Source organism: Salipiger sp. (assembly GCF_059781815.1).
The window spans coordinates 1-16,487 of record NZ_JBYNAH010000107.1 but is presented as its reverse complement, the minus strand read 5'-3'; the positions used below and the strand labels follow the sequence as shown (position 1 = coordinate 16,487).

The following is a 16,487-nucleotide window of genomic DNA, read 5'->3' as shown; positions in this document are numbered from 1 at the left end:
TGAGCTCCCAGTTGTCGGCAAAGCGCGCGCCGGGGCGCAGCGGCGTGTCGTCGGTGTGGCCATCGACGCGCAGAATCCAGTCGATGCCCTGCGGGATGTCAGCCATCACGCGCTGCAGGATGCCGGCGATATTGGCGATCTCGCCCTCGCCCAGCGGCGACAGGCTTGCCTCACCCGGCGCGAACAGCACCTCGGAGGAAAACACGAAGCGGTCGCCCTCGATGCGGATGCCCTCCTGATTGCCGATCACCTCGCGCAGGCGTCCGAAGAACTCCGAGCGGTAGCGCTCCAGGTCCTCCGCCTGCGCCTCGAGCCGCTTGCGCTCCTCTTCCTCGAGCTGACGTCGGCGGCGCTCTTCGGCGGCGACGCGGGCCAGCGCGGCATTGAGTTCCGAGCCGAGGTTCTGCAGCTGGATCTGCGCGTCGGCGTCGCGCGCCTTGGCGTCGTCGAGCAGGCCCTGCAGCTGCGACAGCTGCGAGCGCAGCGCCGCGACCTGCTGGTTGAGCAGCTCGGTCTGACGCTCCGCCTCGCTGGCACGTTCCTCGGTCTGCGACAGCGCGCTGCGCGCCTCCGAGAGCAGCGCCGCGCGTTGCTCGGCCTCGCTCAGCCGCGCGCCGGCCTCGGCCTCCGCGGCCTTCTGGGCGGCCAGCGCCGCAGCCAGCCGGTCGCGCAACTCTTCCTGCGAGATCGCCGCATCCTCCTGCCCCGCAAGCGCCGCGGCCAGACGGCTGCGCAGGTCCTCGGCGCTAGCCTCGGCGGCGGCGCGCGCGGCCTGCGCCTGCGCCAGATCGTCCTGCAGGGTCTCGGCATTGCCCGCCGCGTCGCGGGCGCGCTGCAGCGCCGCCTCGGTCTCATCCTGCCGCAACAGCGCGGCGGCGAGGCGGGCGTCGAGATCCTCCTCGGCGTCGCGGGCCGCGGCCAGAAGCGTCAGCGTCTCCTCGGCGCGCTTGCGCTGCGCCTCGAGCGCCATGGTCATCGCGGTGAGCTCGCTGTCGGCACTCTCGAGCCGCGCGCGCAAGGCCGCGGCCGCCTCGGCCTCGGCCAGTCGCTGCGCCTCTTCCTCGCTCAGCTCGGCCTGCAACTCGTCGACCTGCGAAGTCAGCCCGCCGATCTGGGCGTCACGATCCGCCGCTTGCGCGCGCATGTCCTCGACCAGCGCCTCGAGCGCCTCGCGCCGGGCGGCGGCAAGGCGCGCCGCCTCTTCCTGCGCGTCGACCTCGCTGCGCGTCTGCGCCAGCGCCAGATCGAGCGCGTCGCGTTCGGAGGTCAACTCGACCTGCGCGGCCTCGAGCTCTTCCTGTGTCGCGGTGAGCGCGGCAATCTCGCTCTCGGCGGCGTCGCGGTCCGCCAGCAAGGCGGCGACTTGCGCCTCGAAGCCCGAGAGCCGCGTCGCGGCAGCGGAAAGCTCCTCGGCCTGCCGGTCGCGGGTGGCGGTGAGCGAGGCGATGATGCTCTGCTGTTCGGTCAGCCGGGTTTCGGCGTCGTCGATGGTGGTCTCGAGCTCGCCGATGCGGGTGGTCAGCGCGGTGTTCCGGCGCTCCTGCAGGCCGAGGCTGCGCGACAGTTCGGAGATCTCCGAGGACAGCCGGTCGAGCTCGGTTTCCTGACCGGTGATGGTGTCCCGCAGCACCGACTGGATCACCATGAAGATGGTCAGCACGAACATCAGCACCAGAAGCAGGCCGGTCATCGCGTCAACGAAGCCGGGCCAGATATTGGCCTGGAAGCGCGCCCCGGTGCGTCGCGACAGCGACATGGATCAGGCCCCGCTCTTGCCGCCAGCGCCACCGGACCCGCCGGGGCGGGCCGGTCGGATGGTCACCGATTGCGGTTGCGCGGGGGCGGCGTGCGAGAGCTTGGTCAGGGTTCGGTTCAGCGCGGCAAGATCGGTGCGCAGCTCGGCCATGCTTTCCTGACGACCGGCGGCGACCTCCTCGAGCAGGCGCAGCATCTGCACATCGATCGAGCGCAGGCGCATGCGGCTTTCGGCGTCGAGCCCCTCGGAGGTCTCGCGCTCGGCCAGCACCTCGGCCAGACGCTCCTGCCCCTCGGCGATGCGCGCCAGCGAATTGGCCGAGGGCGCCGTAGCCTCGAGCCGCTCGGTCATGCGCTCGACGGAATCCGCCAGCTGCCCGAGCCGCGCATCGACCTCGTTCTGGCCCTCCTGAGCGCGCGCGAACATCAGCGTGAGGCGCTCCATCTGGTCGGTCATCTGGTCGAGCACCTGCTCGACGATGCCGGTGTCGCTGGATTGCTCGCCATCGCCCGAGAAGCTGAGCTTGGTGATGGTGCTGAGCCATTCCTCGAGCTCGCGGTAGAAGCGGTTCTGGCCGTGCCCGGCGAAAAGCTCGAGCAGACCGACGATCAGCGAACCGGCCAGGCCCAGCAGCGAGGAGGCGAAGGCCACGCCCATGCCGCCAAGCTGGCTCTCCAGCCCCGACATCAGGCGGGTGAACACCTCCATGTTGGTCTCGCCCTCGCTGGGGGCGAGGCTGCGGATGGTGTCGACCAGCGCCGGCACCGTGGTGGCGAGGCCGTAGAAGGTGCCCAGGAGGCCGAGGAAGATCAGCAGCGAGACGAGGTAGCGGGTGATCTCGCGCGCCTCGTCGATCCGGGTGGCCACCGAGTCGAGGATCGAGCGGGTCGAGCTGGTGGTGATCTGCATCCGCCGGTCGCGGCGGCGCAGCAGGGCCGCAAGCGGCGCCAGCAGGCGCGGCGGCGTGTTGCCGGCATCGCGATCGGTGACGAAATGCTCGATCCAGCGCACCGACTGGATCAGCTGCGCCACCTGGAGGAAGCAGGCCACGACCCCGAGCAGGAAGACGAAGATGATGAAGCCGTTGAGCCAGGGGTTGGCCTCGACCACCGGCAGCACCCGCGGCAGCGCCACGAAGCCGCCGGCCACGCAAAGGCCCAGCACCGCCAGCATCATGGCGATCTGGCGGAACGGCTGGCTGAAATGCGGTTCTGCCTGGAAATCGGCCTTGTGCATCTAAGTCCCTGAGAAAGTGGTTCGCGTTGGCCCGACCCTATTGCGGGGGCCGCATCAAGCCAAGCCGATATCCACAAGCTGCCGCACGCGGTCGCGCAACCAGTGCAACTCGGCATCGGGTATGCCCAATTCGTCGAGATGGGCGGCGGTGTTGTAGAGATATTCGGTGTTGGGGCCGCGCCCGCCAACGGCGCGCGCGATGATCGCCGCCTGCTCCTCGAGCGGCAGGCCACCGCAATATTGCACGTGGGCCGCGTCGATCACGTAGGTCACCGCCTCGACCCGCCGACCGTCCTGCAGATCCACGTGCAGCATCTTCTCGAGATAGGCCGAGGAGATCAGCTCGCGCTCACGCAGATAGGCGATGGTCGCCTCCTCCGTGCCCTCGGCAGCGCGCAGCGCCAGCCCCTCGCAGAGCGCGCCCGGCTGCTCGTCGAGCGCCAGAACAAGGCCGGGCTCGGCCTCGCTGCCGCGATGGTGGATCGAGCGCATGCAGAAGCTGCGGTGATAGTCGGGCAGGCTGGCCTGCGCCGCCTCCGCCACCTCGAAGCCGGGATTCCACAGAAGCGAGCCGTAGCCGAAGACCCATAGCGCCATGGTTCTGGTCCTTTCCTTTGCCGGGCTGTAAACACCATCGCGCGTGTCCGGAAAAGGGGGGAGCCGCGGTGAAACGTCTGACGCTACTGGTGATCGCGGCGGCGCTGGCCTGGTCGGCCTACTGGGGCTGGTCGGCCTGGATGCAGCGCAGCGCCATCGAGGCGTGGTTCGAGGACCGGCGCGAGGACGGCTGGGAGGCCTCCTACGAGGATCTCGCGGTGCGCGGCTTCCCGAACCGGCTCGACACCACCTTCACAGGGCTGGTGCTGGCCGATCCCGAGACCGAGACGGTTTGGGAGGCGCCCCGCCTGCAGGTGCTTCAGGTGGTCTACAACCGTGACCACGTGATCGTGGCCTTCCCCGAGACCCAGATCCTGACCCGCGACGGTGCGCGCCACGAGATCAGCTCGGAGGGCCTGCGCGCGAGTGTCGTGCGCGAGGGCGAGGCCCTGCTGCGCGCCAATGCCGAGGCGGAATTGCTGAACATCTCCGGCGAGGCGCCTCTCGCGCTGCGCGACCTGACCGCCGCGATCGCCCGTACCGAGGACAGCGACCGGCGCTACCGGATCGCGGTGAATGCCGAGGGCATCGCCACCGGCGGTGCGGCGCTGCCCGGCGGCAGCGAGGACGGGCTGGAGCTCGACGCGCATGTGACGCTGGCCGAGCCGCTCTCGCTCGGTGCCGCGGGCGAGCCGCGCCCGATCCGTATCGAGATCGCCCGGGCCGAGATCGGCAAGGATGCGCTGCGCTTGGCCGCCACCGGCAACATGGACATCGACGAGGACGGCTATCCGGAGGGCGAGCTGTCGCTGCGGGTGGAAAACGTGGCCGATGCCATCGAGGCCGAGCGCCGCGCGGGCCGTGTCCCGGAAGAGCTGCTGGCGCTGGTCGAGGGCGGTGCGCAGCTGCTTGCGGGGCTCTCGGGGCGGCGCGACACCATAGACGTCACCTTCGAGTTCCGCGACCGCAGGGCCTGGCTCGGCATCCTGCCCATCGGTCCCGCCCCGCAACTGCGCTGATCGTTTGCGCCCAAGAAAATTCGTACGAATTTTCTTTGCCCCACCCTACGCGCGGAGAGATTTTCTGCGAAAATTTCTCTATGCCACGGGCGAACCCAACTGGACCGGCTCAGGCGATGACCGAAGCGCTGGACGCTCCCGCAGAGGTCAACGGTTCGCGCCCGGAACCCACAACACATCAGACTTGCCATCGTCATTGGCGATGCGCGAGGCGACGAAGAACCAGTCGCTGAGGCGGTTGAGGTATTTCACCGCGTGTTCGTTGACCTCCTCGAGCGAGGCAAGCTCGACCGCGCGGCGCTCGGCGCGGCGGGCCACGGTGCGGCATTGGTGCAGATGCGCCGAAACCGCCGAACCGCCGGGCAAGACAAAGCTGCGCAGCGGTTCGAGCCGGGCATTCATCGCGTCGATCTCTTCCTCGAGCCGGTCGACCTGCCGCGCCACCATGCGCAGCACCGGGTAGCCGGCCTCGGCATCCTTGGCCATGTCCGGACGCCCGAGATCTGCGCCAAGATCGAAGAGGTCGTTCTGGATCCGTGACAGCGCCGCGTCGAGATCGGCATCGGCGTGCAGCCGGGTCACACCCAGAACCGAGTTCAGCTCGTCGACGGTGCCGTAGGCCTCGACGCGGGGATTGTATTTCGGCACGCGGGAGCCATCGACCAGGGCGGTCTCTCCCTTGTCGCCCGTGCGGGTGTAGATCTTGCTCAGAACAACCATGCTCAGCTTCCTCCGCGGATCAGGACGAACAGGATGATCAGCACCACCGCGATGAATTGCGCGATGATGCGCCAGCGCATCGCCTTGTTCGCGTATTTCTTGTTGAACTCGCCGCCCCGGGCAAAGGAGCCGATGCCGAACAACAGGATTCCCACCACCGCCAGCATGGCGATGGCCATCACGATGAACAGGGGATCGTCTTTCATTGTCACCTCCTCCGGGGCTTTGCCCGTGACATAGCCGCTCGGGCGGAAAAAGCGAACCGGTTATCGGGCGCGGTCGATCAGCGCATCCAGCGCGCCGGTGGGCAGCAGGCGGCGCAGACGGCCCATGAGATGGGTGGGAAAGGTCACGTAGTAGCGCGGCCGCGGCTTCGGATGCTCGAGCGCATGCACCAGCTTGGCGGTCACGGCGGAGGCCGGCAGCTCGAAGCGGTCCTTCGAGGGCGCGGCGTAGAGGCGCTTGAGCAGCGAGGCCTCGTATTGCGCGGCCCGCGGCGAGGCGCGCCAGTCGATCCATTTCTCGAAATACGGCACCGAATTGGCCCGGATGCGCGAGGTGATCGGGCCGGGCTCGATCAGGATCACATCGATCGGCGTGTCGCGCATCTCGATGCGCAGCACATCGGTCAGCCCCTCGAGCGCGTATTTCGTCGCGACATAGGCCCCGCGCCAAGGCATCGGCACCAGCCCCAGCACCGAGGAGCAGTTGACGATGCGCCCGTGCCCCTGCTTGCGCATCACCGGGATCACCGCGCGGGTGAGCGTGTGCCAGCCGAAAAGGTTGCCCTCGAAGATCTCGCGCAGCGCGCCGGTGGGCAGATCCTCGGTGGCGCCGGGAATGCCGAAGGCACCGTTGTTGTAGAGCGCGTCCAGCGTGCCGCCGGTGGCTTTGAGCACCTCACCCAGCGCGCGATGGATGCTGGCCTCGTCAGTGTAATCGAGCTGCGGGCTCTCGAACCCCTCCTCGCGCAGCCGGGCGCAGTCCTTCTCCTGACGGCAGGAGGCGAAGACCCGCCAGCCCCGGTCGCGCAACCCGTGCGCCGCGTCATAGCCGATGCCCGAGGAACAGCCTGTGATGAGGATCGTCTTGCCTGTCATGCGCGCCCTTTCCTGCTTTGCGCCGGGTAAGCCAAGGCGCGCGGCAGATCAAGCGGCGCTCAGTTGGCGGCGGCGCGCAGGAAACGGGCGGACATCCAGCCGATTCGTTTGCTTTCGAGGACCTGAAGCTTCACCCAGCCCTCTCCCGGATCGGCGAGGACCTTGACCTCTTCGCCGCGGCGCAGCTGGCTGACCACGTGAAAGCCGGTGCCCGGACCGTTGCGCATGTTGACCACGTTGCCGCTGACGCGGCGCAGGTCGAGCGCGGGCTCGTCGGTGACCTCGGGCTCGGCGCCGAAGACCACGCGCTCGACGGTCGCGCCTTCGACGGTGGCGTCGGTGCGTGTGTCCAGCGCGGCGATTTCAACGGCTTTCTCCGGCTCCACAGTGGGTTGCGGGATCGAGGCCGCGGAGGCGAGCGTCACGTCGAGCTTCGGCGCGATGATCCCGGCCTTGGCAGGCTCGGCCTTGAGCGACGCAACCGAGGTGAGATCAGCGGTTGCGGCGCGTGTCACCTCCGGGGTGACAGCCGCGTCCGACTCGGCGGAGGCGAAGGCGATGGAAGGGAGACTGACGGTCTGGGTGCCGGGCTCGAACTCTGCGCCGCCGGACATTTCGTACCATGCCAGCGTAAGGACCCCGAAGGTCATGATAATCAAAACGAACCGCGTCATACCGAACGGCCCTCCTTCCAAAAGTGGTAATAAAAAGCGTCATTAAATGAGGCGCGCGCAGCGCGTGCCGTTGCCCTCATCATAGCCGATTCCCGACCGGCGCGCTCGTTGAAAGCGGAAAATTTTTGCCCGGAGGCCGCGCATCGCTTTACCGCTCCGCGCCCTGCAGGTATCTCAGCATCTATGAATGACATCGTCGATGACCCCAATATGAACCCCCGTGACGTGGCCGAGCCTCTGCGCCGCGCCATCGGCGACCGCTACCTGACCTATGCGCTGTCGACGATCATGAACCGGGCGCTTCCGGATGCCCGGGACGGGCTCAAGCCCGTTCATCGTCGTATCCTTTATGCAATGCGCAGACTCCGTTTGAGTTCCAACGGAGGCTTCCTGAAGTCCGCAAAAATTTCCGGCGACACCATGGGGGACTTCCACCCCCACGGCGACGCGGCGATCTATGATGCGATGGCGCGACTCGCGCAGGACTTCACGATCCGCTACCCGCTGGTCGACGGTCAGGGCAATTTCGGCAACATCGACGGCGACAACCCGGCGGCCTCGCGCTACACCGAGGCGCGCATGACGATCATGGCCGAGGCGCTGCTCGACGGGCTCGACGAGAACTCGGTCGATTTCCGCCCCAACTACGATGGCCGCCTCGAGGAGCCGTCGGTGCTGCCGGCCTCCTACCCCAACCTTCTGGCCAACGGCGCCAGCGGCATCGCGGTCGGCATGGCGACCAACATCCCGCCGCACAATATCGGCGAGCTGATCGATGCCTGCCTGCATCTCATCAAGGCGCCCGGCGCCGGCGATGACACGCTGCTGCAATACGTGCCCGGCCCCGATTTCCCCACCGGCGGGGTGATCGTCGAGCCGCGCGACAACATCGCGCAGGCCTATCGCACCGGCCGTGGCTCGATCCGGCTGCGCGCCAAGTGGGAGGTCGAGGATCTCGGCCGCGGCCAGTGGCAGGCGGTGGTCACCGAGATCCCCTACCAGGTGCAGAAATCCAAGCTGGTCGAGCGCCTTGCCGAGCTGATCCAGACCAAGAAGGTGCCGATCCTCGCCGATATCCGCGACGAGAGCGCCGAAGACATCCGCATGGTGCTCGAGCCGAAGTCGAAGAATGTCGACCCGGACCTGCTGATGAACATGCTGTTCAAGAACAGCGATCTGGAGACCCGCTTCTCGCTCAACATGAACGTGCTGATCGACGGCGTGACGCCCAAGGTCTGCTCGCTCAAGGAGGTGCTGCGCGCCTTCCTCGATTTCCGCCGCGAGGTGCTGTGCCGCCGGGCCCGCCACCGCATGGCCAAGATCGACAACCGGCTCGAGGTGCTCGAAGGCCTGATCATCGCCTTCCTCAACCTCGATCGCGTGATCGACATCATCCGCTACGACGACGACCCCAAGGCGGCGCTGATGTACGAGGACTGGTCGAAGCCGCACCAAGCCACCATCGCCCGCGCCACCGACGAGAGCGACTACCGCTCGCCGCTGGCCGGCATCGACGTCAAGGCGCTCGAGCTGCGCCCCGACCCGGAGGCCGAGGCCCGCGGCGTACTCGCCGACGAGGGCACGCCGGCGCAGATCCCGCAGCGCTTCGGCGGCCGCTCCGAGGGGCTCTCGGACGTGCAGGCCGAGGCCATCCTCAACATGCGCCTGCGCAGCTTGCGCCGCCTCGAAGAGCTCGAGCTGGTCAACGAGCGCGACAAGCTGATGGAAGAGCGCGCCGGTCTCGAAGACCTGCTGGCCAGCGAAGATCTGCAGTGGAAGCGCGTCTCCGAGCAGCTGCGCGAGGTAAAGAAGGCCTTCGCCAAGGATCTCGACCGCGGCGCCCGCCTGACCTCCTTCGCCGAGGCCGGCGAGGCCGAGGACGTGCCGCTCGAGGCGATGATCGAGCGCGAGCCGATCACCGTGGTGTGCAGCCAGATGGGCTGGATCCGCGCCATGACCGGCCATATCGACCTCACGCGCGAGCTGAAGTTCAAGGATGGCGACGGGCCGCGCTTCATCTTCCACGCCGAAACCACCGACAAGCTTCTCGTGGTCGGCTCGAACGGGCGCTTCTACACGCTGTCGGCCGCCAACCTGCCCGGCGGGCGCGGCATGGGCGAGCCGGTGCGGCTGATGGTCGATCTGCCCAACGAGGCCGAGATCCACGATCTTCTGGTGCACGTGCCCGGGCGCAAGCTGCTGGTGGCCTCCTCGGCCGGCGATGGCTTCATCGTGCCCGAAAACGACGTGCTGGCGCAGACCCGCAGCGGCAAGCAGGTGCTCAACGTCAAGGACGGCGTGAAGACCCAGGTCTGCAAGCCGGTGACCGGCGATGCGGTGGCCGTGGTCGGCGAGAACCGCAAGGTGCTGGTCTTCATGCTCGACGAGCTGCCCGAGATGGGCCGCGGCAAGGGCGTGCGGCTGCAGAAATACAAGGATGGCGGGCTGTCCGATGCCACCACCTTCACGCTGGCCGACGGGCTCAGCTGGAAGGATCCGGCCGGCCGCACCCGCACGGAAGCATCCCTCGAGGAATGGATCGGCAAGCGCGCCGGCACCGGTCGCATGGCGCCGCGCGGCTTCCCCCGCGACAACACCTTCACCTGATCCTATCTTGCCCTGCCCCCGCCGGTTTCCGCGCGGGGGCAGAGCGTGTAGCCTGCGCGCACGCGACCGCGACAGGAAGATTTCAGCATGGATGACGGCAATTTCGGCCACGGCGAATATACCGGCGACGGCAAGGCGCTGTTCTGGCTGGCGCTGCGCACCGGGTTTCTGACCCTGCTCACGCTCGGCTTCTATCGCTTCTGGGGCAAAACCCGCATCCGCCGCTACATCTGGTCCGCCTCCCGGCTCGAAGGCTCGCGGTTTGAGTATACCGGCACCGGGCTGGAGAAATTCCTCGGCTTCCTGCTCGCGGTGGTGTTCCTCGCGGTCTATCTCGGGCTGATCCAGATCCTGCTGTTCTGGTTCGGCATGACGATCTTTGCCGAGCCGCAGAGCCCCGAGCAGGCGCTGGCGCAGGGCGCGGGCTTCTCGCTCTCGGCGGTGGCGCTGCTGCCCTTCATCTTCTTCGCGATCTACCGTGCCCGGCGCTACAAGATGGCCCGCACCCGCTGGCGCGGCATCCGTTTCGGCATGGAGAAGGCCGCCTGGGGCTATGCGTTCCGGGCGCTGGGATACTGGGCGCTGACCCTGCTCTCGCTGGGGCTGCTGACCCCGCTGATGACCTTCCGGCTCGAGAAATACATGGCCGACCGCAGCTGGTTCGGCACCGCGCGTTTCGAGCAGCACGGCAAGTGGACCGAGCTTTACGGCTGCATGCGGCAGATCTTCGTGGCGCTGGCGCTGCTGGCCTGCGGCGGGCTGAGCATCGCGCTCGGCAAGGTTTTCCTGTCGGTGATCTTGCTGCCGGTGGGCGCGGTCTGGCTGGTGATCGGGGTTATCTCCTACCGGGTGCAGAGCTTCGCCTACCTGTCGCGCAACAAAATGCTGGGCGGCAATGTCGCCTTCCACGCCCACCCCCGCACCCAGACGGTGATCGGCACCTACGTCGTCGGTGCGCTGCTGCTGGGCCTCGGGCTTTCGGTCGCCACCGGGATCTTCGGCGGCATCGCCGCCTTCGCGCTCTCGGGGCTCGACTTCGAGAGCCTCGAGCCCGGCTTTCACCCCGGCATGATCCCGCCCGTGCTGATCACCGCCGCCGGCTACCTGCTGACCCTGATCGCCGCCCGCGCCGGCGCGCTGGCGCTGATCACCCAGCCGATCCTCAAGCACTACGTGACCACGCTCACCGTCATCAACCTGCCGGCGCTGGCCGAGATCCGCCAGCGCGCCGCCGATACCGGTGCCGATGCGGAGGGCTTTGCCGATGCGCTCGACATCGGCGGGGCGATCTGAGCGCGATGCAGGGCGCGGCGCATCTCTATGACGGCCACTCGGCGGCCCGGCACCCGGTCGAGGTGGCGCTCTCGCGCGAGCAGCAGGCGCTGGTCATCACCGGCGCGGGGCTGGCGGCGCCGCTGGTCTGGCCGCTGCAGGACCTGCGGACGCTGCACGACCATGCCGATGACGACCAGCTGATCCTGACCCGCCATCTCGAGACCGAGGACGAATCGCTGCGCGACGCCGCCCGGCTGGTGGTCGAAGACCCCGAGATGGTCGCCTGGCTGCGCCGGACCCGGCCCCGCCTCGCCCGGCGCGACCTGCGCGAGGGCACATGGCGGCGCATCGGGCTGCGTGCCGGCGGGGCGCTGGCCGCCGTCTTGCTGATGATCTTCGTGATCCTGCCGGCGCTTGCCGGCACGCTATCGCGGCTGATTCCGGTCGAGAAGGAGATCGCCTTCGGCCGTGGCGTGAAGGCCCAGATCGAGCGCGTTTTCGGCGCCACCGAGGCCGGCGCGCTCGACTGTTCCGCCCCCGAGGGCGTCGCCGCGCTAGAGAACATGGTGGCACGGCTGACCGAAGGGCAGGAGATCGGATATCCGCTCGAGGTCAGCGTGATCGACCACAAGATGATGAACGCCTTCGCGGTCCCCGGCGGCCAGATCGTGGTGATGCGCGGCCTGCTCGAGGGCGCGGACGACCCCGACATGGTGGCCGCCGTGCTGGCGCACGAGATCGGCCACGTGGTCCATCGCGACCCGACACGCAACGCCCTGCGCACCGCAGGCTCGGTCGGACTTTTGGGACTCCTCTTCGGCGATTTCACCGGCGGCGCGGCGATGGTTCTGCTGGCCGAACGCATGATCAGCGCAAGCTACAGCCAGGAGGCCGAGGCCAAGGCAGATGCCTATGCCTTTGACATGCTGCGCAGGGCAGATCTGCCGCCATCGGCGCTTGGCGACATGTTCGAAACCTTTCGCGAGGAATATGGCGATGTCGATGGCCCGATGGCGCATTTCGCCTCGCACCCCCGGCTCACCGACCGCATCGCAGCCGCAGGCGCCGTCGCGTCGAGCGACTCGCCCCACCGCGCCTCGCTCAGCTCCGGGCAGTGGCAAGCGCTACAGAAGATTTGCGACATTCGGGCCAATACACGGGACGCCGGCTGAGGCGCGGCGGTTTTCAAGCGCGTTTGAGCCCGATTTCCGGGAAAAACGCGGCGTCTGTTAGGGCCAACATGTCGTTTTAGGCCTGTTTCCCTCGCGTCCTCTTCGCTATCACCCCCGGTGAGACAGTTTTCCAAGTCGCGCCCGACGCGACGCACTCAAGGGAGATACCGCCGATGAAGGTGCTTGTGCCTGTGAAGCGCGTGATCGACTACAACGTGAAGGTTCGCGTGAAAGCGGACGGAAGCGGCGTCGATCTGGCCAACGTGAAGATGTCGATGAACCCGTTCGACGAGATTGCCGTCGAAGAGGCGATCCGCCTCAAGGAAGCCGGCAAGGCCGAGGAAGTGGTCGTCGTCTCCATCGGCGTCAAGCAGGCGCAGGAAACCCTGCGCACCGGTCTCGCCATGGGCGCCGACCGCGCCATCCTGGTGACCGCCGCCGATGACGTGCACAACGACATCGAGCCGCTGGCCGTCGCCAAGCTGCTCGCCGCCATCGTCAAGGAAGAAGAGCCGGGCCTGGTGATCTGCGGCAAGCAGGCCATCGACAACGACCTCAACGCCACCGGCCAGATGCTGGCCGCGCTGACTGGCTACGCCCAGGCGACCAACGCCAACTCGCTCGAGGTTGACGGCGACGCCGCCACCGTGGCGCGCGAGGTCGACGGCGGCCTGCAGACCATCAAGGTCAAGCTGCCCGCCATCGTCACCACCGACCTGCGCCTGAACGAGCCGCGCTACGCCTCGCTGCCGAACATCATGAAGGCGAAGAAGAAGCCGCTCGACGAGAAGACCCCCGCCGATTACGGCGTCGACGTCTCGCCGCGTCTCGAGATCGTCAAGACCGCCGAGCCGGCAGAGCGCGCCGCCGGCATCATGGTGGGCTCGGTCGACGAGCTGGTCGAGAAACTCAAGGAAAAGGGTGCGATCTGATGGCTGTTCTCCTTATCGCAGAAATCAATGACGGCGCGCTGGCGATGGACGCCACCGCCAAGGCCGTCTCCGCCGCCGCGCCGCTCGGCGACGTGACCGTGCTGGCCGTGGGCGCCGCCGCCAAGGCCGCCGCAGCAGAGGCCGCGACCATCGCCGGTGTCGCCAAGGTGCTGGTCGCCGAGGATGCGCTCTATGGCCACCGCCTGGCCGAGCCGACCGCGGCGCTGATCGTGTCGCTCGCCGGCGATTACAGCCACATCGTGGCCCCGGCCACCACCGACGCGAAGAACATCCTGCCCCGCGTGGCGGCCCTGCTCGACGTGATGGTGCTGACCGATGTCACCGCCGTGGTCGACGCCGACACGTTCGAGCGCCCGGTCTATGCCGGCAACGCCATGCAGACCGTGAAGTCGAAGGACGCCACCAAGGTCATCACCTTCCGCACCTCGACCTTCGACGCCGCCGCCACCGGTGGCTCCGCCGCTGTCGAAGACATCGCGGCAGCCGAGGATCCGGCGCTGTCGGAGTGGGTCGAGGACAAGGTTGCCGAGAGCGATCGTCCCGAGCTGACCTCGGCCAAGATCGTCGTCTCCGGCGGCCGTGGCGTGGGTTCGGAAGAGGACTTCGCGATCATCGAGAAGCTCGCCGACAAGCTCGGCGCCGCCGTGGGTGCCTCGCGCGCCGCGGTCGACTCGGGCTTTGCGCCGAACGACTGGCAGGTCGGCCAGACCGGCAAGGTCGTGGCACCGGATCTCTATGTTGCCTGCGGCATCTCGGGTGCGATCCAGCACCTCGCCGGCATGAAGGACAGCAAGATCATCGTCGCGATCAACAAGGACGAAGAGGCACCGATCTTCCAGGTCGCCGATTTCGGCCTCGTCGCCGACCTCTTCGAAGCAGTCCCGGCCCTGACCGAAAAGGTCTGAGCCCCGCTTCAGAACGCGCGAAAGGCTCGCCGGAACCGGCGGGCCTTTTTCGTTGCGCCCCCGTCCTGCGCTCCCCGAGCTCGTGCGGAGATGCAGGTCAGCTGTGCAGCCCGGTCCATTGCCGCGGCGCAGCACGTCATTACCTTTGAGAGCAAGAGACGCACATCCCGAGACATGGAAGGACATTTCTCATGGCACTCAAACTGAAGATCATCGTCGGCAGCACCCGCCCCGGCCGCATCGGACCGCAGGTCGCAGCCTGGGTCGACAAGCTCGCCCGCGAGCAGAACAGCTTCGACGTGGAGCTCGTCGACCTCGCCGAGGTCAACCTGCCGCTGCTCGACGAGCCGAACCACCCGCGCGCGCAGGACTACCAGCACGAGCACACCAAGAAGTGGGCCGCCACCATTGACGAGGGCGACGCCTACATCTTCGTGACCCCGGAATATGACGGCTTTCCGCCGGCCGCCCTCGTCAACGCCATCCAGGCGCTGGCGCTGGAATGGAACCGCAAGCCCGCAGCCGTGGTGAGCTACGGCTTCGCCACCGGCGGCATGCGCTCGATGCAGGAGCTGCGCGGCCTGCTGACCAACGTCAACGTGATGCCGCTGGCGGCCTCGGTCGGCCTGCCCTTCGTCTACGACATGCTGGGCGAAGATGGCGTGCTGCGCGCGCCGGAGCCGGTGAACGAGGCCGCTGCCGCGATGTTCGCCGAGATCACCGCATGGGGCGAGGCGCTGAAGCCGACCCGCGCCGCGGCCTGAGACAGAGCTCACTCACCAAAGAGGGCCGTCGGAGACATCCGGCGGCCCTTTTTCATGCGCTCCTGACCGGCGCTGATCACGCATGTCGTTCGCGCATCCTGGGCGGGGTCAAGCGCGGCCGCGGGACACACAAAAAGGGCCGCCGGATCGCTCCGGCGGCCCTTTTGTCCAGGTCCGTCCCTGCCCTCTCAGCTCGACACCTGCTCGCGCAGGATCGAGGCCGTCAGCGAGATCATCAGGTAGATGCCCGAGAAGATCAGGAAGGCGAGGATGGTGTTCTCGAACTTGCGCGGATAGCTCGGATCCTCGGACGCCACCGGCACCACCGAGGTGGTCAGGTAGCGCGCCTGGCTGTCGGCGTCGCGGCGGGCCTGCTCGAGCCGCTCCAGCGCCGATTGCAGCATCAGGTCGCGGGTCGCGAGATCGGCCTCGGCGAGCTGCACCTGCACCGCGATCTCGGCCAGCGAGTTCTCGCCCGTTGTCGCTGTGGTCATCTGGGTGTTGAGCTCGGCCAGCATGTTCTCGAGCCGGCGCACCTCGCCCTCGGCACCTTGCACGCGGGCCGAGTTGGGACGGGAGTTGTCAAGCTGCGCCTGCAGCGCGAGCGTCTTTTCCTGCAGCTGGATCTCGATGTTGTTGATCTGGCTGCGCAGCGCGGCGATGCGGCCCTCGGGGTCGATCACCGCCCCCTCCTGCTGCATCCGCACCAGCTTTTCTTGAGCTGCGGCACGGGCCTCCTCGGCCTCTGCGAGCCCCTCCTCGGCATCGGTCACCGCGTTCGACCGCTTGCGCAGCGACAGGTTGTCGACCCGTTCCTCGGCATAGCCGATCAGCGCCCGGCTGAACTCGGCGGCGGTCTCCGGATCGGCCGCCATGATCTCCATCTTGATCACCCCTTCGGTCGGGTCGTAGCCGATCTCGATATTGCGCTTGTAGAGCTTGTAGGCATCCTCGTTCGAGGCACCGGGATCGAGCCGCTGGATCGGGTCGATCCAGTCCTGCTCGTAATGCGCCTTGAAGCCCTCGTCCGCGTCGAGCCGCAGCATCGCGTCCTTCGAGAGCAGGTAGCTTTGCACCGCGATGGCGTCCTGATTGGTGGCGAACTGGGTGCCCGAGAACAGACTGCCCATCGAGGAGGCGGAGTTCTCGGCCTTGAGGATGAGGAATTCGGACTTGGTCGCGTACATCGGCGTGGCCACGACATAGAAGTAATAGCCCGCGATCAGCGTCGGCAGCATCACGAAGAAGGCCAGGCGCGTGAGCAGCAGCATCAGCCGCTTGCGCCGGCGCGCGGCGAGCTCCTTCTGGATCTTCATGATCTCGGCGGCGCGGCGCTCCGCCGGGCTCGCGGTCTCGGTCGAGGGCAGCTGGATCTTGCCGCCGGCGGGCACGGTCTGAGGCAGCTGCACCCTGGCCTCCGGGCGCGGTGCGGCGCCCTGTGCGGGGGCGGCACCGGTGGGGGGCACGCCCGCCGCGCCACCGGCGCCGCCGGCCTCCGGCACCACCAGCTCGAGCATGTTGGCGCGCTGGAACGGGTCGATGCCGCGAGCGCGCAGCAGGCGCACCGCGTCGAAATCCGAGGTCGGGGCGAGCCCGTGCTTCTGCGCCACCCGCCGGGCCATGCGCAGCTGGCGGCCGGTCAGCCCCTCGCGACGGATCGCATCCATGTCGACCTCGCCGGCAACCTGCGCCGCCGAGCTGACCTCGCC

At 67.9% G+C, this 16,487-nt stretch carries 15 protein-coding genes; 7 read left to right on the top strand and 8 right to left on the bottom strand.

Annotated features, from left to right (window positions below):
- The 3 genes from AC6RA4_RS13695 to AC6RA4_RS13685 all read right to left on the bottom strand — a co-directional run.
- The coding region (locus AC6RA4_RS13695; RefSeq protein ID WP_500161174.1) for a peptidoglycan -binding protein at positions 1-1,756 on the bottom strand (1,756 nt) is incomplete at its 3' end.
- A 3-nt stretch (positions 1,757-1,759) separates the two neighbouring features.
- Positions 1,760-2,992, bottom strand: coding sequence for a biopolymer transporter ExbB (locus AC6RA4_RS13690; RefSeq protein WP_500161173.1), 1,233 nt, complete (start codon positions 2,990-2,992; stop codon positions 1,760-1,762).
- Between the two features lie 54 nt (positions 2,993-3,046).
- Entirely contained in the window at positions 3,047-3,589 is a 543-nt protein-coding gene (locus AC6RA4_RS13685) for a gamma-glutamylcyclotransferase (protein ID WP_500161171.1), read from the bottom strand.
- A gap of 68 nt (positions 3,590-3,657) precedes the next feature.
- Here AC6RA4_RS13685 and AC6RA4_RS13680 point away from each other — a divergent pair, with 68 nt between their 5' ends.
- The gene (locus tag AC6RA4_RS13680) at positions 3,658-4,608 is read left to right on the top strand and encodes a DUF2125 domain-containing protein (protein ID WP_500161169.1); all 951 of its coding nucleotides are present in this window, start codon (positions 3,658-3,660) and stop codon (positions 4,606-4,608) included.
- Positions 4,609-4,755: 147 nt separating this feature from the next.
- Here AC6RA4_RS13680 and AC6RA4_RS13675 read toward each other — a convergent pair whose 3' ends face one another.
- The 4 genes from AC6RA4_RS13675 to AC6RA4_RS13660 are packed head-to-tail and all read right to left on the bottom strand — an operon-like array spanning position 4,756 to position 7,102.
- Positions 4,756-5,328, bottom strand: a complete 573-nt coding sequence (locus AC6RA4_RS13675) for a cob(I)yrinic acid a,c-diamide adenosyltransferase (RefSeq protein ID WP_500161167.1) — start codon at positions 5,326-5,328, stop codon at positions 4,756-4,758.
- Between the two features lie 2 nt (positions 5,329-5,330).
- The gene (locus AC6RA4_RS13670) at positions 5,331-5,534 is read right to left on the bottom strand and encodes a twin transmembrane helix small protein (protein WP_222602206.1); all 204 of its coding nucleotides are present in this window, start codon (positions 5,532-5,534) and stop codon (positions 5,331-5,333) included.
- Positions 5,535-5,594: 60 nt separating this feature from the next.
- Positions 5,595-6,428, bottom strand: coding sequence for an SDR family NAD(P)-dependent oxidoreductase (locus AC6RA4_RS13665; protein WP_500161165.1), 834 nt, complete (start codon positions 6,426-6,428; stop codon positions 5,595-5,597).
- 59 nt (positions 6,429-6,487) lie between these two features.
- A complete protein-coding gene (locus AC6RA4_RS13660) occupies positions 6,488-7,102 on the bottom strand; it encodes an SH3 domain-containing protein (protein WP_500161163.1) in 615 nt (204 codons plus the stop codon).
- A gap of 183 nt (positions 7,103-7,285) precedes the next feature.
- Here AC6RA4_RS13660 and AC6RA4_RS13655 point away from each other — a divergent pair, with 183 nt between their 5' ends.
- The 6 genes from AC6RA4_RS13655 to AC6RA4_RS13630 all read left to right on the top strand — a co-directional run bounded on the left by AC6RA4_RS13655 (position 7,286) and on the right by AC6RA4_RS13630 (position 14,778).
- The gene (locus tag AC6RA4_RS13655) at positions 7,286-9,709 is read left to right on the top strand and encodes a DNA topoisomerase IV subunit A (RefSeq protein WP_500161162.1); all 2,424 of its coding nucleotides are present in this window, start codon (positions 7,286-7,288) and stop codon (positions 9,707-9,709) included.
- 87 nt (positions 9,710-9,796) lie between these two features.
- Complete coding sequence (locus AC6RA4_RS13650; RefSeq protein ID WP_500161160.1) at positions 9,797-11,002, top strand: DUF898 family protein; 1,206 nt, start codon at positions 9,797-9,799, stop codon at positions 11,000-11,002.
- 5 nt (positions 11,003-11,007) lie between these two features.
- Positions 11,008-12,156, top strand: a complete 1,149-nt coding sequence (locus tag AC6RA4_RS13645; protein ID WP_500161158.1) for a M48 family metallopeptidase — start codon at positions 11,008-11,010, stop codon at positions 12,154-12,156.
- Between the two features lie 173 nt (positions 12,157-12,329).
- Positions 12,330-13,088 carry an electron transfer flavoprotein subunit beta/FixA family protein gene (locus AC6RA4_RS13640; RefSeq protein ID WP_500161156.1) on the top strand — a complete coding sequence of 253 codons (759 nt, stop codon included), beginning with the start codon at positions 12,330-12,332 and terminating at the stop codon, positions 13,086-13,088.
- The gene (locus tag AC6RA4_RS13635; protein WP_500161154.1) at positions 13,088-14,014 is read left to right on the top strand and encodes an electron transfer flavoprotein subunit alpha/FixB family protein; all 927 of its coding nucleotides are present in this window, start codon (positions 13,088-13,090) and stop codon (positions 14,012-14,014) included. The genes AC6RA4_RS13640 and AC6RA4_RS13635 overlap by 1 nt, the downstream gene beginning before the upstream one ends.
- Before the next feature lie 191 nt (positions 14,015-14,205).
- The gene (locus tag AC6RA4_RS13630; protein ID WP_500161153.1) at positions 14,206-14,778 is read left to right on the top strand and encodes an NADPH-dependent FMN reductase; all 573 of its coding nucleotides are present in this window, start codon (positions 14,206-14,208) and stop codon (positions 14,776-14,778) included.
- 188 nt (positions 14,779-14,966) lie between these two features.
- Here the strand turns inward: AC6RA4_RS13630 and AC6RA4_RS13625 are convergent.
- Positions 14,967-16,487: KpsE/RkpR family capsule polysaccharide export protein (locus AC6RA4_RS13625; protein WP_500161151.1), on the bottom strand; the 1,521-nt coding region annotated here is incomplete at its 5' end.